19 protein-coding genes are annotated in these 19,566 nt (G+C 64.0%); 2 read left to right on the top strand and 17 right to left on the bottom strand.

Features of this window, described 5'->3' with window-relative positions; translation table 11 throughout:
- Window positions 1-69: 69 nt before the first annotated feature.
- The 3 genes from XH91_RS00250 to rimP are packed head-to-tail and all read right to left on the bottom strand — an operon-like array spanning window position 70 to window position 3,145.
- A complete protein-coding gene (locus XH91_RS00250) occupies window positions 70-753 on the bottom strand; it encodes an RNA-binding protein (RefSeq protein ID WP_128948736.1) in 684 nt (227 codons plus the stop codon).
- Window positions 754-776: 23 nt separating this feature from the next.
- The gene (gene nusA / locus XH91_RS00245; protein WP_128948735.1) at window positions 777-2,387 is read right to left on the bottom strand and encodes a transcription termination factor NusA; all 1,611 of its coding nucleotides are present in this window, start codon (window positions 2,385-2,387) and stop codon (window positions 777-779) included.
- Window positions 2,388-2,389: 2 nt separating this feature from the next.
- A complete protein-coding gene (rimP, locus tag XH91_RS00240) occupies window positions 2,390-3,145 on the bottom strand; it encodes a ribosome maturation factor RimP (RefSeq protein WP_128948734.1) in 756 nt (251 codons plus the stop codon).
- Between the two features lie 392 nt (window positions 3,146-3,537).
- On the opposite strand from rimP, the gene XH91_RS00235 reads away from it, so the two are divergent.
- A complete protein-coding gene (locus XH91_RS00235) occupies window positions 3,538-4,620 on the top strand; it encodes a DUF2336 domain-containing protein (RefSeq protein WP_128948733.1) in 1,083 nt (360 codons plus the stop codon).
- Here XH91_RS00235 and trmB read toward each other — a convergent pair.
- From trmB to tsaB, 12 genes are all read right to left on the bottom strand, one after another.
- Window positions 4,617-5,327, bottom strand: coding sequence for a tRNA (guanosine(46)-N7)-methyltransferase TrmB (gene trmB, locus XH91_RS00230; protein ID WP_128948732.1), 711 nt, complete (start codon window positions 5,325-5,327; stop codon window positions 4,617-4,619). The genes XH91_RS00235 and trmB overlap by 4 nt on opposite strands.
- Entirely contained in the window at window positions 5,324-6,481 is a 1,158-nt protein-coding gene (locus XH91_RS00225; RefSeq protein WP_128948731.1) for a M20 family metallopeptidase, read from the bottom strand. Before XH91_RS00225 ends, trmB begins: the two co-directional genes overlap by 4 nt.
- Window positions 6,482-6,567: 86 nt before the next feature.
- The gene (locus XH91_RS00220; RefSeq protein ID WP_057746952.1) at window positions 6,568-6,981 is read right to left on the bottom strand and encodes a helix-turn-helix domain-containing protein; all 414 of its coding nucleotides are present in this window, start codon (window positions 6,979-6,981) and stop codon (window positions 6,568-6,570) included.
- A gap of 229 nt (window positions 6,982-7,210) precedes the next feature.
- Window positions 7,211-8,824, bottom strand: a complete 1,614-nt coding sequence (gene lnt / locus XH91_RS00215; protein WP_128948730.1) for an apolipoprotein N-acyltransferase — start codon at window positions 8,822-8,824, stop codon at window positions 7,211-7,213.
- Window positions 8,821-9,939 (bottom strand): hemolysin family protein, encoded by a 1,119-nt coding sequence (locus XH91_RS00210; RefSeq protein ID WP_164933564.1) that lies wholly within the window; start codon window positions 9,937-9,939, stop codon window positions 8,821-8,823. The genes lnt and XH91_RS00210 overlap by 4 nt, the downstream gene beginning before the upstream one ends.
- Before the next feature lies 1 nt (window position 9,940).
- Window positions 9,941-10,450: an rRNA maturation RNase YbeY gene (gene ybeY, locus XH91_RS00205; RefSeq protein WP_128948728.1), complete on the bottom strand. Its 510-nt coding sequence runs from the start codon at window positions 10,448-10,450 to the stop codon at window positions 9,941-9,943.
- Window positions 10,451-10,510: 60 nt separating this feature from the next.
- Window positions 10,511-11,509, bottom strand: coding sequence for a PhoH family protein (locus XH91_RS00200; protein ID WP_128948727.1), 999 nt, complete (start codon window positions 11,507-11,509; stop codon window positions 10,511-10,513).
- Window positions 11,510-11,573: 64 nt separating this feature from the next.
- Window positions 11,574-12,971 (bottom strand): tRNA (N6-isopentenyl adenosine(37)-C2)-methylthiotransferase MiaB, encoded by a 1,398-nt coding sequence (miaB, locus tag XH91_RS00195; RefSeq protein ID WP_128948726.1) that lies wholly within the window; start codon window positions 12,969-12,971, stop codon window positions 11,574-11,576.
- A gap of 129 nt (window positions 12,972-13,100) precedes the next feature.
- The gene (locus XH91_RS00190; RefSeq protein ID WP_128948725.1) at window positions 13,101-13,781 is read right to left on the bottom strand and encodes an HAD family hydrolase; all 681 of its coding nucleotides are present in this window, start codon (window positions 13,779-13,781) and stop codon (window positions 13,101-13,103) included.
- 173 nt (window positions 13,782-13,954) lie between these two features.
- Window positions 13,955-14,410 carry a Fur family transcriptional regulator gene (locus XH91_RS00185; RefSeq protein WP_128948724.1) on the bottom strand — a complete coding sequence of 152 codons (456 nt, stop codon included), beginning with the start codon at window positions 14,408-14,410 and terminating at the stop codon, window positions 13,955-13,957.
- Between the two features lie 38 nt (window positions 14,411-14,448).
- Entirely contained in the window at window positions 14,449-14,931 is a 483-nt protein-coding gene (gene rimI / locus XH91_RS00180) for a ribosomal protein S18-alanine N-acetyltransferase (RefSeq protein ID WP_164933562.1), read from the bottom strand.
- The gene (tsaB, locus tag XH91_RS00175; protein WP_128948723.1) at window positions 14,928-15,623 is read right to left on the bottom strand and encodes a tRNA (adenosine(37)-N6)-threonylcarbamoyltransferase complex dimerization subunit type 1 TsaB; all 696 of its coding nucleotides are present in this window, start codon (window positions 15,621-15,623) and stop codon (window positions 14,928-14,930) included. Before tsaB ends, rimI begins: the two co-directional genes overlap by 4 nt.
- 349 nt (window positions 15,624-15,972) lie before the next feature.
- Here tsaB and XH91_RS00170 point away from each other — a divergent pair, with 349 nt between their 5' ends.
- A complete protein-coding gene (locus XH91_RS00170; RefSeq protein WP_128948722.1) occupies window positions 15,973-17,619 on the top strand; it encodes a methyl-accepting chemotaxis protein in 1,647 nt (548 codons plus the stop codon).
- A 150-nt stretch (window positions 17,620-17,769) separates the two neighbouring features.
- Here XH91_RS00170 and XH91_RS00165 read toward each other — a convergent pair whose 3' ends face one another.
- Together XH91_RS00165 and trpS are read right to left on the bottom strand one after the other, a co-directional pair.
- Entirely contained in the window at window positions 17,770-18,339 is a 570-nt protein-coding gene (locus XH91_RS00165) for a NifU family protein (RefSeq protein ID WP_128948721.1), read from the bottom strand.
- A 171-nt stretch (window positions 18,340-18,510) separates the two neighbouring features.
- Window positions 18,511-19,563 (bottom strand): tryptophan--tRNA ligase, encoded by a 1,053-nt coding sequence (trpS, locus tag XH91_RS00160; RefSeq protein ID WP_128948720.1) that lies wholly within the window; start codon window positions 19,561-19,563, stop codon window positions 18,511-18,513.
- Window positions 19,564-19,566 lie beyond the last annotated feature (3 nt).

Genomic DNA, 19,566 nt, shown 5'->3' with positions numbered 1-19,566 from the left:
CAGCAGTCCTAATCCTGATTTATTCAGTGTTGTGCGTTGCCGCACCGTCCTATCGGGTCGTCGTGTCTCTCAGAAATCCTGGCCGGGCTTTTCGGCAGTCTTGTCAGCGTCCGCCATCCGGTATCGGACCAGCATCTGGCTACGTGACAGGAATGACTTGCTCGCCGGGCCCGCGAGCAGGGCAGCATGTATCACATTTGACCGGGTAAGTGCCAAATCCAATTCTATCGATTTCAGGGCGGTGATGACGGGAATCTGCGGCCTGGTACCGCGATTTCCGGCATTTTGCCGTGCCAGCATGTCCAATTTGCGGATTCCGTCCGCGGCCCCGTCGCTGGCATGGATCAGGACCTCGACCGTGCCCTCCTTGAGAGCGCTCTCGACCTTGCCGAAGCCGGCGACGATCTGGCCCGCCTTGGCGGCAATCCCAAGGGCTTCGGTCACGCTCCGGACCATGAGCGTCTCGATGTCGGCGGGAAGCGTCTGAGGAGTGCGCAGCTCGCGCTTGAAGGCTTTGCTAAATTGGTGACGCCGCACGGCTTCCGCAACCACCTGGCGCGAGGCGGTCACCCACATGCCGCGCCCGGGCAGCTTGCGCTTGAGATCGGGAACTATATCGCCGGCGGGCGATACGACGAAGCGGATCAGCTCGTCGATCGGCCGGACCTCGCGGCTGACCGCGCACATGCGCATGGTCGCGGACCTTTCGGCCCGCGGTCCATGGTCAAGTTCGTTGTCAGTGCTGGCAAGCATCCGGGCGACATTCTCCTTCGCCCTTAAGCCGGCTGATCTTCGGCCGCGTCGGCCTCTTCGGCCGGCTTGGCGAGGTCAGCCTCGGTGATCCAGCCGGCCTTGACGCGGGCCTGCATGATCATGGCTTCCGCATCGTCGCGGGAAATGCCGAGACCGTCGAGCGCGCCGGCGAACTTGGTCTGCTCGCCGCCTTCCTTGCGCTCGGTCCAGCCGACCAGATCGTCGGTGGCGCAGCCGGCGAGGTCCTCGACCGTCTTGATGTCGTTCTCGCCGAATTTCACCAGCATCTTCGAGGTCACGCCGGGCACGTCCTTCACGGCGTCCTCGACGCCCAATTCCTTGCGGCGGGCCTCGATCTCGGCTTCCTGCTGATCGAGATATTCGCGGGCACGGCTCTGCAGCTCCTGCGCGGTTTCCTCGTCGAAGCCCTCGATGCCGGCGAGTTCCTTGAGGTCCACCATCGCGAGTTCCTCGACCGAGGTGAAGCCTTCGGAGGCCAGCAGCTGGCCGACCACTTCGTCGACGTTGAGCGATTCCATGAAGACGCGCGTGGAGTTCTCGAAGTCGGCCTGGCGGCGCTCCGATTCCTCCTGCTCGGTCAGGATGTCGATGTCCCAGCCGGTGAGCTGCGAGGCGAGGCGCACGTTCTGGCCGCGGCGGCCGATCGCCAGCGAGAGCTGGTTGTTGGTATCGGGCACCACGACCTCGATGCGCTCGCGGTCTTCGTCGATGACGACCTTGGAGACTTCGGCCGGCGCCAGCGCGTTGACCACGAAGGTCGCGATGTCGGGCGACCACGGAATGATGTCGATCTTCTCACCCTGCAGCTCGTTCACCACGGCCTGCACGCGCGAGCCGCGCATACCGACGCAGGCGCCGACCGGATCGACCGAGGAATCGCGGGAAATCACGCCGATTTTCGCGCGCGAGCCCGGATCGCGGGCAACCGCCTTGATCTCGACGATGCCGTCGTAGATTTCAGGCACTTCCTGCGCGAACAGCTTCGCCATGAACTGCGGATGGGTGCGGGACAGGAAGATCTGCGGGCCGCGGGTTTCGCGACGGACGTCGAAGATGTAGGCGCGGACGCGGTCGCCGTTGCGGAATACTTCGCGCGGCAGCATCTCGTCACGGCGGATGATGGCTTCACCGCGGCCGAGATCGACGATCACGCTGCCATATTCGACGCGCTTGACGACGCCGTTGACGATGTCGCCGATGCGGTCCTTGAATTCCTGATACTGCCGGTCACGCTCGGCCTCCCGCACCTTCTGCACGATCACCTGCTTGGCCGACTGCGCGGCGATGCGACCATATTCGAGCGGCGGCAGGGTGTCTGCGATGGTGTCGCCGACCTGGGCGCCGGGGTTGGCGCGCTGCGCGTCGATCAGCGAGATCTGGTTGGAGTGGTTTTCGACCTTGTCGACCACCAGCATGTGGCGTGACAGCCGCAGCTCGCCCTTCTTCGGGTCGATCTCGGCGTGAACGTCAGTCTCGCTGCCGTAACGGGCGCGCGCCGCCTTGGCGATGGCATCTTCCATCGCCGCGATGACGATGCCGCGGTCGATCGATTTCTCGCGGGCGACGGCGTCGGCGATCTGGAGCAATTCAAGTCGATTGGCGCTGACTGCCATGGCTAGTCTCCTTCGTCAGGCTCGATCTCGCCGCGCCGCGCGCGTTCGGCGGCAAGGCGATGTTTTTTGGTATTGGTCGGTGCCGGTTTCTTTTTCGGCTTGGTGTTCTTGGTGGTTTTCGCACTGATCTCGGCGTGCGGCGCCTGCGGCGGCGCGATGCCGAGTTCGCGGCGCATCTGGCGCTCCTCGGCCTTGCCGCGGCGCATCGATTCGGCGATCAGCTCGTCGGTCAGCACCAGCCGTGCCTCACCGATGTCTTCCATCGTCAGCAGCACGTCGGCATCGTCGCCCGCCTTGGCATCGTCGCGATGCAGATGCACGCAATCGCCTTCGACGGCACCGAGCGTGCCGCGGAACCGCTTGCGTCCCTCATGGGCGACCGCCATCTCGATCTTCACCAGATGGCCGGAATAGCGCTCGAAATCGGAGCGGCGCACCAGCGGACGGTCGATCCCCGGCGAGGAAATCTCCAGCCGATAGGCGCGGTCGATGGGGTCGGCGACATCAAGCACGGGCGACAGCGCCCGCGAGATCGCTTCGCAATCCTCGAGCAGCATCGAGCCGTCGGGCCGCTCGGCCATGATCTGCACGGTGCAGCCGGCCTCGCCTGAAATGCGGATCCGCACCAGGCGGTAGCCCATGCCCTCGAGCACCGGTGCTGCGACCGCCGACACCCGTGCCGCGACGCCTGGCTCGACCACGAGCCTCGGCTCGGCCAGCAACTCGGCATCGTTGGAACCAGTGGTCGGTCCGGTCATATCAGGGGTCAAGGCGCTCGTTTGGGTAAGGTTTGGGTTAACGCTTGGCTAAGAGGTCAAAGCCCGCTTCTGAACTTTCCCGACAGCGTCGGGCCGCATCTTCCGCCAAGCCGCGTTCAGGTAATAAAAAAGAGCGGGTCCTTTCGGGCCCACTCTCACTACGCGGATCGTATGAGAAGATGAATTGGCGGTGATATAGCTCTTTCCGACCGTCCGGACAAGGCCCATCGCAGGCGGATGCGGGCTTTTTGCGTCTCTGGCCGGCACCCTGGGAGCGTCGACGGGCGCCCCCGGGAGCAACGCTTCTTTCACGAAGGGGGCCTAAATTCCCCGATTGTGGAGCGGCTTGAGCCATGGCGCGCCCACGGCGTGCCAGATTCGAGTTGCGTTCCATGACCGTTGCCACGTCGCTCATTCCCGGACTGGACGATATCGTCAAACGCGGCGATCCCCGGCGTCGTGGCGAAATCGCGAGCGCCATTGCCGCGCTGTTCTTCCAGGACGCCGCAAAACTCCGTCCCGAGCTGGTCGATCTCTTCGACAATCTCCTGATCGATCTCGTGCCGCATGCCGAGCTTGCCGCGCGGGTCGATCTCGCCGAGCGCTTCTCGCGGCTGGACAATGCGCCGCCTCATCTGGTCGGCCAGCTTGCGCGCGAAAACGAAATCATGGTGGCGGCCCCGGTGCTGCGCCGTTCGCCCGTGCTCGATGAAGCCGCGCTGATCGAGATCGCCCGGCTGAAAGGCCAGGGCCATTTGCTGGCGATGACGGAGCGGCCAACCTTGTCGACCGAGATCACCGACGTGCTGGTCGAGCGCGGCGATCGCGACGTGGTGCGCCGCGCCGCCGGCAATGCCGGCGCGCATTTCTCGCCGGGCGGCTATTCAGAGCTGATCAAGCGTGCGAGCCAGGACGGCGTGCTGACGCTCAAGATCGGCCAGCGCGAGGATCTCTCCGGCGAGCACCTCAAGGAGCTCCTGGACGGCACGCTCGACGTCATCAGGCGTCGCCTCTCCACGGTGGTCAATCCGGCGCGTCAGGTCGAGATCAAGCGCGCGATGGCCGCGATCGAGGAGGCTTCGCTGCCGCCGGGACCGCGGCGCGATTTCTCCGCCGCGCAACGCACGGTGCTCGGTCTGCATCGCGGCGGTCATCTCGGCGAGAGCGCGCTGCTCGGTTTCGCCAAGGCGCACAAATACGAGGAATCGGTCGCCACGCTCTCGGCGATGGCGGGCGTCAGGCTGTCGATCCTCGATCGCCTGATCTCGGGCGACCGCTATGATCCGATCCTGATCCTCGGCCGCATGCTGAATCTCAGCTGGCCGACGGTGCGCGCGCTGATCCTGATGTGGTACGGGCCGCAGCGCACCCCTGCTGATGCCGATCTCGAGCAAGCGCGCATGAACTTCACCCGCCTGATGCCGTCGACCGCCGAGCGCGTCGTGAATTTCTGGCGCAACCGGCCGACGATCTAGCGCCGTCGAAACCGCAAATAGGCAGCCTTGCGACCCTCGCGCGCGGCTTTTCGCCCATAACGCGTCATGGTGTAACCAGCCCAGGGCTGACGGAAATCGTCGGCGCGTTCCGCGAGCCATTGAAAATCCGGCGCGCGCGACAGATGCGACAGCGTCCAAGCGCAGTAATCGTCGATGTCGCAGACGAAGCGGAATTCACCGCCCGCCTTCAGCACGCGGGCCATTGCAGCGATGGTCCTGTCCTGCACGAAGCGCCGCTTCCAGTGCCGTCGTTTCGGCCAGGGATCGGGATGGATCAAATCGATCCGCGACAGCGAGGCATCGGGCAGCCAGGCCAGCAGCTCGGCGGCATCGCCTGCGAACAGGCGGATGTTGCCGATGTTTCCAGCTTCGATCTGCGCGAGGATCTTGGCCATGCCGTTGACGTAAGGCTCGCAGCCGATGAAGCCGGTCGTCGGAAAGTTCTGCGCTTCCGCGGCGAGATGCTCGCCGCCGCCGAAGCCGATCTCGAGCCGCAGATCCTCCACTGCGGAATCGAAGATCTCGCTGGCGTTCGCCGGTCTCTCCGTCGTGATGTCGAGCGACAGATGCGGCAGCAGTTGATCGACCAGCTCGGCCTGGTGCTGCCTGAGCTTGTGACCCTTGCGCCGTCCGAAGAAGGCGCGCTCGCCGTCCGCGCGATCGGGATCTGATTTGCGCTCGCTCATCGCAGCGTCTGGTACAGGCGATAGAGCAGGCGCGCGCGCGGTTCGAGCGAGGAGACGTAGAGCTGCTCATAATGGGTGTGCGCGCCCTTGCCGTCGACGCCGAGCCCGTCGAGCGTGCCGGTGTGCGGCGCCGTGAAATTGCCGTCGGAGCCGCCGCCGGTATGCGTATCGATCAGCTCGAAGCCAAGTTCGGCGGCCAAGGTCTTCGCATGCTCGTACAGCGAGGCGCCGGCATTGCCCTTCTCGTAAGGCGGGCGATTGAGCTCGCCGGTCACGGTCACGGTGACGCCATCGGTCTTCGAGGTCAGTCCGAGGATCTTGCCGACGAACTCGTCCGCGTCCTCGATACCAGGCACGCGCAAATCGACTTCGGCATAGGCCTCTTCCGGCGTGACATTGGGACGCGTGCCGCCGCGCACCACACCGACATTGACGGTGACGCCGCGCTTCAGGTCGTTCATCCCTTCCAGTGTCTGGATCACGTTGGCGAGCTCGCGCACCGCGCTGCGGCCGTCTTCGGGCCGCGAGCCGGCATGGGCGGGCACGCCCTTGATGAACACCTGGAAGCGCCCGACGCCCTTGCGTCCGGTGACGATCTTGCCGCCGTCGCGTGCCGGTTCCGTCACCAGCACGTACTTGGCCTTGCGCCCCTCGTTCTCAATCAGCGCACGCGACGTCGGGCTGCCGATCTCCTCATCAGACGTGAACAGATGGGTGATGCCGAGCGGCGGCCGGGTAGGTGCAGCGCACAGCTCGCGAAAGGCGTGATAGGCGATGTAGGCGCCGCCCTTCATGTCGTAGATGCCGGGACCGAACGCGCTGTCGCCTTCGACCTTGAATGGCAGCCGCGCGATGAAGCCCATCGGATGCACGGTGTCGAGATGGCTGAGCACCAGGATACCGGGCCGGTCCTGGCCCCAGGTCGAACGCACCGCCAGATGATCACCGCAGCCATCGACACCGGCGACACGCTCGAGCGTGACGGGCAGATCGCGATAATGATCGGCAACCATCGAGGTCAGCTTGTTGACCTGCTCAGGCACTTCCGTCGGCGTCTCGATTTCCACCCAGCGGCGGATACCAGCGAGGATAGTTTGGGAATCGAACGAATTGGAGTTTGCCATGGACGTATCTGTGCCTTCGAATCGCATCATTTAGGCGGAGGCAGCGCAAGGTGCGGTCCGCAAATGACGACATAGGCCAGATTTGGCGCAGTCTCAAATCGGAATGAAAAAGCGCCTCAGCGCTTGTCCGGGCCTTCGCGGGCGGCGATCTGCTCGACGAGATCGACGATCGAACGGCGCAGCTTCGAATCGGTGATTCGGGTGAACGCCTTGGTCAGCGCCAGTCCTTCCGATGTCGCGAGGAAGTCCGAGACATAGGAGGGCGATGCGCCTTCGGCGAAGCCGTCGGGGCCGGCGACGCCGCTCGGTCCGCCTTCGAACAGGAACGACACCGGCACCTGCAGAATCTCTGCGATTTGCTGGATGCGGCTCGCACCGACCCGGTTCGTGCCCTTCTCGTATTTCTGGATCTGCTGGAAAGTCAGGCCCAAAGCTTCACCGAGCTTTTCCTGACTCATGCCCAACATGATGCGGCGCATGCGCACGCGACTGCCGACATATTTGTCAACAGGGTTGGGCGCTTTCGACATTTCCTCAGCCCTCCAAACACCACCGTCGGCGCAATGGAAAGAATTGCCTCAGGTGACAGCGACGTCAAACTTCACTCTGATTGGGGAAACATTGCGGAGAAATTTAGCAATGCACCGCTGTCTTTTGCAGCCCGTGCAGAATGGGGAGCCCGCGTGCAGTCTGTCAACCGTGGGACTACGGTTGTCAAAGGATTCCGGCCGCCTCGCCGGAAATCGCTAGCGATGACAGTCAGGGATGCCGTTTGGCAACACGACGCCGCACCGCCAAAATCACGGCCAGCGCGACCAGCATGGCTGCGGGGATGTCACCGACTCTCGCATAGATCGTGGGCGGGATTGCGGTCGGCAGATTTGCATCCAAAATGCCTTCGATCCCGAGGCCGAGGCTGGCCACCGTGCGTCCCACCGGATCGATCACCGCCGAGATGCCGGTATTGGCCGAGCGGACCAGCGGCAGTCCAAGCTCGATGGCGCGCATCCGCGCCTGCTCCAGATGCTGGTACGGACCGGTCGAAATGCCGAACCAGCCGTCATTGGTGAGGTTCACCATCCAGCCGGGGCGCTCGTCGCGCGTGCCGATCTCGCCGGGGAAGATCGCCTCGTAGCAGATCAGCGGCAGCGCGGGTGGTGCACTCGGCACCGGCAGCACGTGCCGCACCGTACCGGGAATAAAGCCGCCGCGCATGCGCGTCAGCTGCTCGAGGCCGAGCTTCTCCAGGATGTTCTGGTACGGAAGATACTCGCCGAACGGCACCAGATGCAGCTTGTCGTAGACGGCGAGCACGCTGCCGTCGTGGTCGATCACATAGATCGAATTGTAGGCACGCGTGACCGGGGTGCCCGGCGGCAGATCGGGCGCGCGGACCGAGCCTGTGATCAGCACCGTGCCCTTGGGCAGCAGGTCGGCAATCTCGGCCATCACGTCGGCTTCGCGGGTCAGGAAGAACGGAAACGCCGATTCCGGCCAGATCAGGATGGTGGCCGCGCTCACGCCTGAAGATTGCGGCCCGGAGGCGCGGTCCGACAACGCCAGATATTTCTTCATCACCTCCGCCTTGGCGGAGTAGTTGAATTTCAGGTCCTGCTGCAGGTTCGGCTGCATCAGTCGCAGCTTGGCACCCGCAACCATCGTGGTCGGATGCAGCGACATGCGGATCGCGCCGAAGATGCCCATGACGACCAGCAGTGCGAGCGCCGCGGCCGGCACGCGCCATGCGGGCTTGCGATCGCGCGTGCGGTCGATCAGCACGGCCGGGCTCGCGAAGATCGCAACCGCAAGGAAGGTCATGCCCCATTGGCCGATCAGGGATGAGGTCTGCGCCAGCGCCAGCGGCTCCGACAGCGCATAGCCGAAGGCGTTCCAGGGAAAGCCCGTGAGCACGTGCCCGCGCAGCCATTCGCCGATCGTGAGGCTGGCGGCGAGCGCGAGAATGCGGGTGGCGTCCTTGGTCCAGAGCAGGCGGGCCAGCGCGAAACCGATCGCCGTGAAGATGGAGAGATAGGCCGGCAAGCCCAATACGGCGAACGGCGTCAGCCAGGCGAACACGTCGGCGTCGACGAAGAAGGCAATGCCGATCCAGTAGAGGCCGGGAACGAAATAGCCGAGCCCGAAGCAGTAGCCGGTCAACGCTGCGGCGGGAACGCCGCCATAGCGTCCGGCACCGGCGCCGTCGATCAGCCAGACCATCACGGGGAAGGTGATGAACAGCACCGGAAAGAAGTTGAACGGCGCAAGCGCCAGCACCGAGAGCGCGCCGCATGCCATCGCGAGGAGCGCGCGCTTCCATCCCCAGGTCAGGATGATGGCGAGGGCAATCTGCCTGAAACGCTGGAATGCGGTCACTGCGGGCCGGTCCCGTCAGCAGGCGGCGGGGCCGGCGTGTCGCCGGAAGACGGCTGGCCGCTCTCGGGTGTGGCCTCGCGGCGGCTTCTCTCGCGCTGGGTGCGCGGTGCGGGGCGTTCTTTCCGGGTCGAGATGCGCAGCCGCTTGACACGGCGCGGATCGGCATCGAGCACCTCGACCTCGTAATTGCCGGGACCGGAGATCACCTCGCCGCGCACCGGCAGGCGCCCGACGAAGCTGACGAGGTAGCCGCCCAGCGTCTCCACCTCCTCGCCGGCCTCGCCGGTGACGAAGTCTTCGCCGATGACGGTGCGCACGTCGTCGAGGCTGGCGCGAGCGTCGGCAATGAAGGCGTTGTCGGGCAGCCGCACGATCGACGGCGGCTCGTCGCTGTCATGCTCGTCGTCGATCTCGCCGACGATCTGCTCGACGATGTCCTCGAGCGAGACCAGCCCGTCGCTGCCGCCATATTCGTCGACGACGAGGGCCAGGTGAATGCGCGTCGCCTGCATCTGCGCCAGCAGGTCGATCGCGCGCATCGACGGCGGCACGTAGAGCAGCTTGCGGATGATGCGCGCGTCCTGCAGCGGCAGCGCGAGGTCCACGGCCTTCAGATCGAGCCCGGCCGGCAGCGGCTTCTTGCGCTTGGTCTTGGTCGCCTCCGACACGCGCGCCCGCGCGGTCATGAAGGCGAGCAAATCGCGGATGTGGACGATGCCGACGGGGTCGTCGAGCGTCTCGTTGTAGACCACGAGGCGTGAATGGCCGGCCCTCTCGAAACGGTCCATCAATTCGCCGAGCGGAATGTCGCGCTTCACCGCGATGATGTCGGCACGATGCACCATGACGTCGGCGATGCGGCGCTCGTGCAGGCCGAGGATGTTGCGCAGCATGGTGCGCTCGACTGCGGAGAAGCCGGTGTCGCCGGGCGTCGTCGCATCGAGCACGACCTGGAGATCGTCGCGCACCGATCCGGCCTTCCAGCCGAACAGCGTGCGGATCGCGCGCAGCAACCAGCCTTCCGCCGTCGGGCGCATGACCTCGCCCGGCGTCACGACGGCCGGCAGATTGGCCGTGTTGCGCGGATTGTCGTGAATAGGCTCGGAGTCCGGCATCTCAGTGCGTCCCCGCGCGGTCTGCATAGGGATCGGGGATGCCGAGGTGAGCCAGGATCTCGGTTTCGAGCGCTTCCATTTCTTCCGCGTCGTCGTCGTTCTCGTGATCGTAGCCGATCAGGTGCAGGAAACCATGCACGGCGAGATGACTCAAATGATGATCGAACGGCTTGTGTTCCTCGTCCGCCTCGCGCCGCATGGTCTCATAGGCGATCGCGATGTCGCCGAGCATGCGCGGCGCATCGCCCGGCTTCCACGCGCCCTCGGGCTGGAGCGCCGGAAACGACAGCACGTTGGTCGGCTTGTCCATGCCGCGCCAGTTGCTGTTGAGCGTGCGGATGCCGGCATCATCGGTCAGCATCACGGCCACTTCGGCATCCGTAACGTCTTCGTCGACCGATTCGGCGGCAGCCGCAACGGCGCGCTGGATCACGGCCTCGGCGTCAGGCTCGCTCTGCCAGCAATCGGCGACGACGAGGACCTCGGTGATGGGAAGGTTGGGATGTGACATGGCTCTGTTCGGAACGATAAGGCGCCGTCTCGGCGCCCGCTTGGTCCCGCTGTTGTCTCGTCAGGATTTGTTGCCGGCGGGCGGCCGCTGCGGCGAGCCTTCATAGGCGGCGACGATTCGTGCCACGAGCTCGTGGCGGATCACGTCCTCGGCCTTGAAATGAACTTGCGCAATGCCTTCGACGCCATTGAGCAGACGGGTCGCCTCGGCGAGACCCGAGGTCTGGCCGTTCGGCAAATCGATCTGCGAGGGATCGCCCGTGACGATCATGCGGCTGTTCTCGCCAAGGCGCGTGAGGAACATCTTCATCTGCATCGACGTGGTGTTCTGGGCTTCGTCGAGGATGATCGCGGCGTTGGTCAGCGTGCGGCCGCGCATGAAGGCGAGCGGCGCGATCTCGATCTCGCCGGTCTGCAGCGCGCGCTCGACGATGCGTGCGTCCATGAGGTCATACAGCGCGTCATAGATCGGGCGCAGATAGGGATCGACCTTCTCGCGGAGATCGCCGGGCAAAAAGCCGAGTCGCTCGCCGGCTTCGACCGCCGGACGCGACAGGATGATCTTGTCGACCTCCTTGCGCTCGAACAATTGCGCGGCATGCGCAACCGCGAGCCAGGTCTTGCCGGTACCGGCGGGGCCGATGCCGAACACCAGCTCGTGGCGCTTCAGCGCACGGATGTAGGAATCCTGCGCAGCCGTGCGCGCGCGCACAGGACGCTTGCGCAAATTGATGCTGTCGAAGGCCGACTTCGACGATTTGGCGTCGAACTCGAACAAGGACCCTTGCGCAATCACCGCACGGATCGCGCCTTCGACTTCGCCCTGGTCGACGTCCTGGCCCTTTGCGGCGTGGGCATAGAGCGTCTCGAGCACGCGGCGCGCCGCATCGCAGCCGTCGCGGGTGCCGCCGATGGTGATGTGGTTGCCCTTGGAGTCCACGACGACGCCGAGCCGGCGCTCGATCTGCGCCAGGTTCTGGCCATAGGGGCCGACCAGCGCGGATGCGGCGCGGTTGTCGTCGAAGTCGATGACGACCTGGGTCTCGGGCGGAACTTGCATGTCGCGGTCAAATTTGCGGCTGGGAGCGATAGAAGACGAATCCGATGCGCTTTTTGGCAAGGGTTCAGGCTCCAGTGGCGATGGATGATGAAGCGGGCTCGCGCACATTGCGTGGCACGGCGAGCTCGCCGAGGAAACTGTAGCGTTCGAGGCTGTCGATCCGCACGGGCAGGATCTGTCCGATGATGTCGGGCGAGGCCATCACGTGGGCAGGCTGGAGGAAGGCGGTGCGGCCGACGATCTGGCCGTCCTTGCGCGCCGGACGTTCGAACAGCACGTCGACCGTTGAGCCAATCGCAGCCTTGTTGAAGGCCGATTGCTGGCTGTCGATCAATTCCTGGAGCCGCTCCAATCGCTGGTCCATCTCGGCGGGGGACACCGTCTCCTGCATATCCGCGGCCGGCGTTCCCGGCCGGGCGGAGTATTTGAACGAATACGCCGCAGCGTAACCGATTTGCGTGACAAGCGCGAGGGTGGCGAGAAAATCTTGCTCGCTCTCGCCGGGGAAGCCGACGATAAAATCTGATGAAAAAGCAATGTCTTGGCGCGCGGTGCGGAAACGGTCGATGACTTCTCGATAATCATCGGCGGTATGTTTCCGGTTCATGGCGGCGAGAATCCGGTCGGAGCCCGACTGCACCGGCAGGTGCACGAACGGCATCAAGGCATCGAGATCGCGATGGGCTGCAATCAAACCGTCATCGACGTCGCGGGGATGGCTGGTCGAATAACGCAGCCGCGCAATGCCGGGAATCGCTGCCAGGCGCTCCAGCAATTTACCGAGGCCCCAGGTTTTTCCGTCCGGTCCCTCGCCGTGATAGGCGTTGACGTTCTGCCCGATCAGCGTGAGCTCGCGCACGCCGTTGTCGGCGAGCCGCTTCACATCCTCGACGATCTTCGCGACCGGACGTGAGACTTCGGCGCCCCGCGTGTAGGGTACGACGCAGAACGTACAAAACTTGTCGCAACCTTCCTGCACCGTGACGAAAGCGGAAATGCCGCGCGCGCGGATCGCGTCGGGCTTGGGCTGGGCCAGGAAGCCGAACTTGTCGGCGGCGGGAAACTCGGTTTCGATCGCGCGGCCTTCGTTGCCGGCGCGCTTCAACAGCTCGGGCAGATGATGATAGCTCTGCGGTCCGACCACGACGTCGACCGTGGGCGCGCGGCGCACGATTTCCTCGCCCTCGGCCTGTGCGACGCAGCCGGCAACCGCGATCTGCATGGCGCGGCCCTCGCGCGCGGCCTCGTCCTTGACGACGCGCAGGCGGCCGAGCTCTGAATAGACCTTTTCAGAGGCCTTCTCGCGGATATGGCAGGTGTTGAGGATGACGAGGTCGGCGTCCTCCACGCTACCGGTCTCGACGAATCCTTCCGGAGCCAGCGTGTCTACCATGCGCTGGGCATCGTAGACGTTCATCTGGCAGCCATAAGATTTGATGTGCAGCTTGCGCGGCGGCGTCATGGAACCCGAAAATGGAGGTGGAGGATGGCCATCAAATATAGGCTGGAGCGCCGAAAATCCAGCGATTGGGGGGCCGAAAGGGGCCATTCCGGGCGGCTACGTGCGGAATCGCGAGGTTTGGCGCCGGATTTAGCCCGTCAGGGCGTCCGCCGAGACCTGGCGGACTAATTCCGGCAATTGATGCATGTCCGAGAAGGTCAGGTCGGCGCCGGCCCGGCGCAGCGTTTCGGCATGGTCGGCACCGCAATGGCTACCACCGTAAAAGCCGAACACTTTCATCCCGGCCGCCCGCGCGCCGGCAATGCCGGCAAGGCTGTCCTCGATCACGACGCAGCGCTCCGGCGGCGTGCCCATCTGCTTGGCCGCGAACAGGAATAGGTCTGGCGCCGGCTTGCCGTTAGCCACTTGCGAGGACGAGAAGATGTTAGGCGCGAGGCGTTCATAAAGTCCGGTGCTTCCGAGACTCACCTGCATACGCGGATGCGAACCGCTGGAGGCCACGCAGACGCGTTGCGTCACGACATCGAGCACGTCGTGGATGCCGCGGATCGCCTCCAAGTCGGCTTCGAACGCGCGGAACAGCTCGTCCTGGAGATCGCCGTGATAGGCGTCGGGCAGCTTGCGGCCGAGCTCGGTTTCGATTTCGAGATTGGCCTGTTTTGTCGAGCGGCCGAGGAATCGCTCGGACACCTGCTCCGATGTGATCGGATAGCCGTGGCGCGTCAGCACGTCCGCATGGGCGCGACAGGAGATTACCTCGCTGTCCACGAGCACGCCGTCGCAATCGAAGATGATGAGATCGATGGACACTGGAGTGCGGCGCTCTTGCTGTTACCTTTCCCGGAGGGAGAGGTCGGCGCGAAGCGCCGGGTGAGGGGATCTGCTCTCTCGTGGGACCTGCGCCCACTCACCCGATTTGCTGCGCAAATCGACCTCTCCCCGACGGGGAGAGGTGAAGAGAGGCTTGCCGAAAGAACCGTCCATCAAGACGCCGGCTTGTCGTCGTCGAGCGGGACGCAATAGAGCTCGAGCCGGTGATCGACCAGCTTGTAGCCGAGCTTGCGGGCGATCTCCGCCTGCAGCTTCTCGATCTCCTCCGAGGTGAACTCGATCACCTTGCCGTCGCGCAGATTGATGAGGTGGTCGTGATGACTGTCGCGCATCGTCTCGTAGCGCGCGCGGCCCTCGCGGAAATCGTGGCGTTCGATGATGCCGGCATCCTCGAACAGCTTGACGGTCCGATAGACGGTCGAGATCGAGATCTTGTCGTCGACGGCAACACAGCGCCGGTACAATTCCTCGACGTCGGGATGATCGACCGCTTCCGCAAGGACGCGCGCGATCACGCGGCGCTGCTCGGTCATGCGCATGCCGGTGGCGGCACAGCGCGCCTCGATGCCGGTCGCCTTGGAGGCCGAAGAAGGTTTAAGTCCGGTCATATCGTGTCCGCCTGACGGGGCGCTTTCTGCCATCAATGTTACGACAAGTCACGTCGCATCAGAAGTGCGTTCAATTGTTCCCCGTTCGGCTGCTTATAGTAGCGTTCGCGGCGCCCGACCACCACGAATCCGCCCCTGTCATAGAGCCGTCGCGCGGGCTGGTTGTTCTCCTCGACCTCCAGAAAAATCGTGCGTACGCCGCGCCCGGCAAGATGACCGAGATGGGTCATCAGCAGCGTGCGGGAGAGACCGCGGCCGCGGTGGGACGGATCGACCGCGACCGAGAGGATTTCGGCTTCGTCCGCGCCGATCCGCGACACCGCAAAGCCGATCGTCTTGCGGCCGACGCGCAAGCGATGGACCAGCGTGTTGCGCTCGCTGAGCATCGTCTCGAACTCGCTTTCGCCCCAGCCTTGCGCAAAGGAAGCGCCGTGAAGCTGCGCCAGCCGCTGCGCGTCGCGCAGCGATGCGGGCTCGACGGCGGCCGTGCCGCCGCGCCACCATTCCAGAATCGATCTCATGATGAGCTTGCGGCTTGTGCCAGCGGCGGCAACGCAGCCGGCTTTGCATCGGGGGCCTTCAGATAAAACGGCCTCGCCGGATTGGTGTCGGGATTGGCCGCAGCGCCGAGCCACGCCACCCAGCTGATGTCGGGTGCAGGCTGTGCGTCGACAGCAACTGGCTGTGGCGCATCCTTCGGCCAACGCTCGGCGAGAATGTTTGCGGCGTTGCCGACCAGATGCGGCGCACCGAATTGCGAGGCCGCGATCGCCTCGTCGATGGGGGCGATGCCTGGCTTCACCAGCTGGCTGCCGTCACCGCCGACGATCTGGAAATAGACGTGATCGTGCCGGGCATCGATCGCCGAGATCACCGACGTCGAACCGCTCCGGCCAACGATGGGGGCCGCATAGGCCGACAGGGTCGTCAGCCCGACCGCCGGCCGCTTGGCTGCGAGCGCAAGACCGCGTGCCGCCGAAATGCCGACGCGCAGGCCGGTGAAGCTACCGGGACCGACCGTCACGGCGATGCGGTCGAGCGCTGTGAAAGCCAGGTCGGCCGATTGCATGACGCGCGCGATCATCGGCATCAGGGCCTCGGCATGGCCGCGCTTCATGAGCGATTGCTCCTGCGCGAGGAGCTCGCCGGCGTCGGTATCGAGCACGGCGGCCGCGCACGCTTCCAGCGCGGTATCGATGGCAAGGATCAGCATCGAATCAGCTTAATCGGTTCCGGCGCGATCGAACCAGTCCAAGTTTGATTTCTCGACAGGCGCACGATCGTGCCTCCGTAGTTCTACGTCGCCGGGAAAAGCGCGCAATCCGGGCTCTCTCGTTTTGATGCAAACGCATCATTTGCAACCTAAAATATCCCTAAGTGATTGAAATTATTTCAAATTAATAGAGCATTAGCAATCAACTGACACCTTTCGACTGCGGAAAAGCGAGTCAACGGCGACTCGGGCGATGCATTATTGGCAGCTCAAGCCACGCACGCTCCGGGCAATTGGAAGGATTTCATTAATGTCTTTTTGGCGAAGCGGCTCTTCAGCGCGCGAGGCAATGGCCCAAGTCACGGCGCTCTCGAAATCTCAGGCGGTCATTGAATTCAATCTCGACGGCACCATCATCAATGCGAACCAGAACTTCCTGGACGCGATGGGCTATCGGCTCGACGAGATCAAGGGCAAGCACCACAGCATGTTCGTGGTCTCCGAGGAACGGGGCAGTGCGGCCTATCGCGAGTTCTGGGCGAAGCTTGCCCGCGGCGAATATCAATCCGCCGAGTACAAGCGGCTCGGCAAGGGCGGCCGCGACATCTGGATTCAAGCGTCCTACAACCCGATCATCGACGTAACAGGCAAGCCGGTAAAGGTCGTCAAGTTCGCGACCGACATCACTGCGCGCAAGATTCGCAGCCTCGAAGATGCCGGAAAGATTTCCGCGATCGGTCGCGCGCAAGCCGTGATCGAGTTCAATCTCGACGGCACCATCATCACGGCCAATGATAACTTCCTGGATACTGTCGGCTATCGGCTGAATGAGATCCAGGGCCAGCACCATAAAATGTTCGTTAGCGCAGGCGAACGCGACAGCGCGGCGTATCGCGAGTTCTGGGCCAGGCTCGGTCGCGGCGAATTCCAGTCCGGCGAGTACAAGCGCTTCGGCAAGGGTGGGAAAGAGGTCTGGATCCTGGCTTCCTACAATCCGATCCTCGACGACGCCGGCAAGCCGTTCAAGGTGGTGAAGTTCGCGACCGACGTCAGCGCGCAGAAGCTGTCGAACGCGAATTTCGCCGGCCAGATCGAGGCGATCGGCAAGTCGCAGGCCGTGATCGAGTTCGACATGGACGGCAAGATCACGACTGCAAACCAAAACTTCCTCAGTGCGCTCGGCTACACGCTGTCCGAGATCGTCGGCCGGCATCACAGCATGTTCGTCGAGGCCGGTGAGCGCGACAGCGAGGCCTATCGCGCCTTCTGGGCCAGGCTGAATGCGGGCGAATTCCAGTCCGGCGAATATCAACGCGTCGGCAAGGGCGGACGGGAGGTCTGGATCCAGGCTTCCTACAATCCGATCCGCGATCTCAACGGCAAGCCGTTCAAGGTGGTGAAATACGCCTCCGACACCACCGCGCAGGTGATCGCGCGCAAGCGCAGCGAAAAGGTGCGCAGCATGATGGAATCGGTCGCCGCCGGCGCCGAGGAGCTCAATGCCTCGGTGCGCGAGATCGCCGAAGCCATGACGCGTTCGCGCGAGACCGCATCGACCGCGGTCGATCGGGTCGAGGCGGCGGATCAGCAGGCGCAGCGGCTGACCCAGGCGGCGGAATCGATGAGCACGATCGTGCAGCTGATCGGCAACATCACCGGCCAGATCAACCTGCTGGCACTCAATGCCACGATCGAATCCGCACGCGCTGGCGAGGCCGGTCGCGGTTTTGCGGTGGTCGCATCCGAGGTGAAGAACCTCGCCAATCAGGCCAAGCAGGCGGCTGACCGGATCGAGCAGGAGATCGGCAATCTGAACGGCATCTCCAGCGACGTCGTCTCGGCGCTGGACGCGATCAAGACCGCGATCCAGGGCGTCAGCGAATATGTCTCGTCAACGGCCGCCGCCGTCGAGGAGCAGAGTACGGTGACGCAGGACATGTCATCGAGCATGCGCAGGGCCGCAGAGGAAGCGGCCAGCATCGGCCAGGCGGCGTAGATCTTGTAGGGTGGGTTAGCCCTGCGACTGCGCAAAGCGCAGTTCGCACGGCGTAACCCACCTCCTTCGTTTCCGCAGTGACAGAAATGGTGGGTTACGCCGAGCAGCTGCGCTTCGCGCATCTTCAGGGCTAACCCACCCTACAGCTCGTTACATCGGCCGGACTTCGACCACGTCAGGCACGAAGTGCTTCAGCAAATTCTGGATGCCGTGCTGGAGCGTTGCGGTAGATGACGGGCAGCCGGAGCAGGCGCCCTTCATGTTGAGATAGACGATTCCGTCCTTGAAGCCGCGAAAGGTGATGTCGCCGCCGTCATTGGCGACCGCCGGCCGCACCCGTGTCTCGATCAGGTCCTTGATCATGTCGACCGTCTCGGCATCGGCCTCGTCGAAGAACTCGTCCTCGTCGTCGAGATCGATGTCGCCCTGCGCGTCGCCGCCTGCGAGCAGCGGCGCGCCGGACATGTAGTGCTCCATGATGGCACCCAGGATCGCGGGCTTGAGCTGCTGCCATTCACCGTTCGCCTTGGTGACGGTGATGAAATCCGATCCGTAAAACACACCGGTGACGCCGGGCACCTCGAACAGCTTTTCCGCGAGCGGCGAACGGGTTGCGGCTTCGCGGCTCGCAAACTCCATCGGGTTGCCGTCGGACACGACGCGGCCGGGAATGAACTTCAGCGTGGCGGGATTGGGGGTGGCTTCGGTTTGAATGAACATGGTTTTCTCCAGACGTCGCCGGTTCAAGGCCGGCGCGTGGCCTCTTCCCTAGCAGATGGCGACGAGGAACGCACGGTCAAGGGGCGAAACGGTCGTTTCGCCATCATATCAGCGGGTTAGGTGCTGACCTACCCTCCCCTGGAGGGTCCATCCAGGGAGGGCGAGCTGTGATCAGCGCCGGCGGATGAAGCCGACAATGTCCTTGGAGAGATTCATGGTCTCCTCGGCGATCGCGCGAGCCCGGTCGGAACCATCGTTCAGGATGGCGTCGATGTGACCGGGGTCCGCAACCAGGCGCTTCATCTCGCCGGCGATCGGTGCAAGCTTTGTCACGCACAGCTCAGCCAGCGCGTTCTTGAAGCTGGAGAACTGGCCGCCGCCGAATTCGCGCAGCACGTCGGCCTTGGAGCGGTCGGACAGGGCTGCGAAAATGCCGACCAGATTGTCGGCCTCGGGCCGCGCTTCCAGGCCTTTCTCTTCACTCGGCAGCGGCTCCGGATCGGTCTTCGCCTTGCGGATCTTCTGCGCGATGGTGTCGGCATCGTCGGTCAGGTTGATGCGCGAATTGTCCGACGGATCCGACTTCGACATCTTCTTGGTGCCGTCGCGCAAGCTCATCACGCGCGTTGCCGGGCCGGTGATGAAGGGTTCCGGCAGCGGGAAGAACAAGCCGTCATTGGTGCCCTGGGCGCGAATGGAATCGCCGAAATCATTGTTGAACTTCTGGGCGATGTCGCGCGAGAGCTCGAGATGCTGCTTCTGGTCCTCGCCGACGGGAACATGGGTGGCCCGGTAGAGCAGGATGTCGGCGGCCATCAGCACGGGATAGTCGTAGAGCCCAACGGAGACGTTCTCGCGATCCTTGCCGGCCTTCTCCTTGAACTGGGTCATGCGGTTCAGCCAGCCCAGGCGCGCGACACAGTTGAAAATCCAGGTGAGTTCGGCGTGGCCGGAGACCTGGCTCTGGTTGAACACGATGTGCTTCTTCGGATCGATGCCGGCGGCGATGAACGCCGCGGTTACCTCGCGGGTGACGCGCGCGAGCTCGGTCGGCCCGCCCCAGACGTCCACCCCTTGCGTGATCGCATGCATGTCGACGACGCAATAGATGCAGTTGTGGGTTTGCTGCATCTTCACGAAGTTGACGATCGCGCCGAGATAGTTGCCGAGGTGCAGATTGCCCGTCGGCTGGACGCCCGAAAAAACCCGTTCAACGAATGGCATGGT

The organism is Bradyrhizobium guangzhouense (assembly GCF_004114955.1).
In the GTDB taxonomy this organism is placed as follows: Bacteria; Pseudomonadota; Alphaproteobacteria; order Rhizobiales; family Xanthobacteraceae; genus Bradyrhizobium; species Bradyrhizobium guangzhouense.
This window is presented reverse-complemented; position numbering and strand designations above follow the sequence as displayed.

Bases quoted from the DNA above. Each gene is read 5' to 3' on its own strand.
- XH91_RS00250 (WP_128948736.1), bottom strand. From the start codon at position 753: ATGCTTGCCAGCACTGACAACGAACTTGACCATGGACCGCGGGCCGAA.
- nusA (WP_128948735.1), bottom strand. From the start codon at position 2,387: ATGGCAGTCAGCGCCAATCGACTTGAATTGCTCCAGATCGCCGACGCC.
- rimP (WP_128948734.1), bottom strand. From the start codon at position 3,145: ATGACCGGACCGACCACTGGTTCCAACGATGCCGAGTTGCTGGCCGAG.
- XH91_RS00235 (WP_128948733.1), top strand. From the start codon at position 3,538: ATGACCGTTGCCACGTCGCTCATTCCCGGACTGGACGATATCGTCAAA.
- trmB (WP_128948732.1), bottom strand. From the start codon at position 5,327: ATGAGCGAGCGCAAATCAGATCCCGATCGCGCGGACGGCGAGCGCGCC.
- XH91_RS00225 (WP_128948731.1), bottom strand. From the start codon at position 6,481: ATGATGCGATTCGAAGGCACAGATACGTCCATGGCAAACTCCAATTCG.
- XH91_RS00220 (WP_057746952.1), bottom strand. From the start codon at position 6,981: ATGTCGAAAGCGCCCAACCCTGTTGACAAATATGTCGGCAGTCGCGTG.
- XH91_RS00210 (WP_164933564.1), bottom strand. From the start codon at position 9,939: ATGCCGGACTCCGAGCCTATTCACGACAATCCGCGCAACACGGCCAAT.
- ybeY (WP_128948728.1), bottom strand. From the start codon at position 10,450: ATGTCACATCCCAACCTTCCCATCACCGAGGTCCTCGTCGTCGCCGAT.
- XH91_RS00200 (WP_128948727.1), bottom strand. From the start codon at position 11,509: ATGCAAGTTCCGCCCGAGACCCAGGTCGTCATCGACTTCGACGACAAC.
- miaB (WP_128948726.1), bottom strand. From the start codon at position 12,971: ATGACGCCGCCGCGCAAGCTGCACATCAAATCTTATGGCTGCCAGATG.
- XH91_RS00185 (WP_128948724.1), bottom strand. From the start codon at position 14,410: ATGACCGGACTTAAACCTTCTTCGGCCTCCAAGGCGACCGGCATCGAG.
- rimI (WP_164933562.1), bottom strand. From the start codon at position 14,931: ATGAGATCGATTCTGGAATGGTGGCGCGGCGGCACGGCCGCCGTCGAG.
- tsaB (WP_128948723.1), bottom strand. From the start codon at position 15,623: ATGCTGATCCTTGCCATCGATACCGCGCTGGAAGCGTGCGCGGCCGCC.
- XH91_RS00170 (WP_128948722.1), top strand. From the start codon at position 15,973: ATGGCCCAAGTCACGGCGCTCTCGAAATCTCAGGCGGTCATTGAATTC.
- XH91_RS00165 (WP_128948721.1), bottom strand. From the start codon at position 18,339: ATGTTCATTCAAACCGAAGCCACCCCCAATCCCGCCACGCTGAAGTTC.
- trpS (WP_128948720.1), bottom strand. From the start codon at position 19,563: ATGCCATTCGTTGAACGGGTTTTTTCGGGCGTCCAGCCGACGGGCAAT.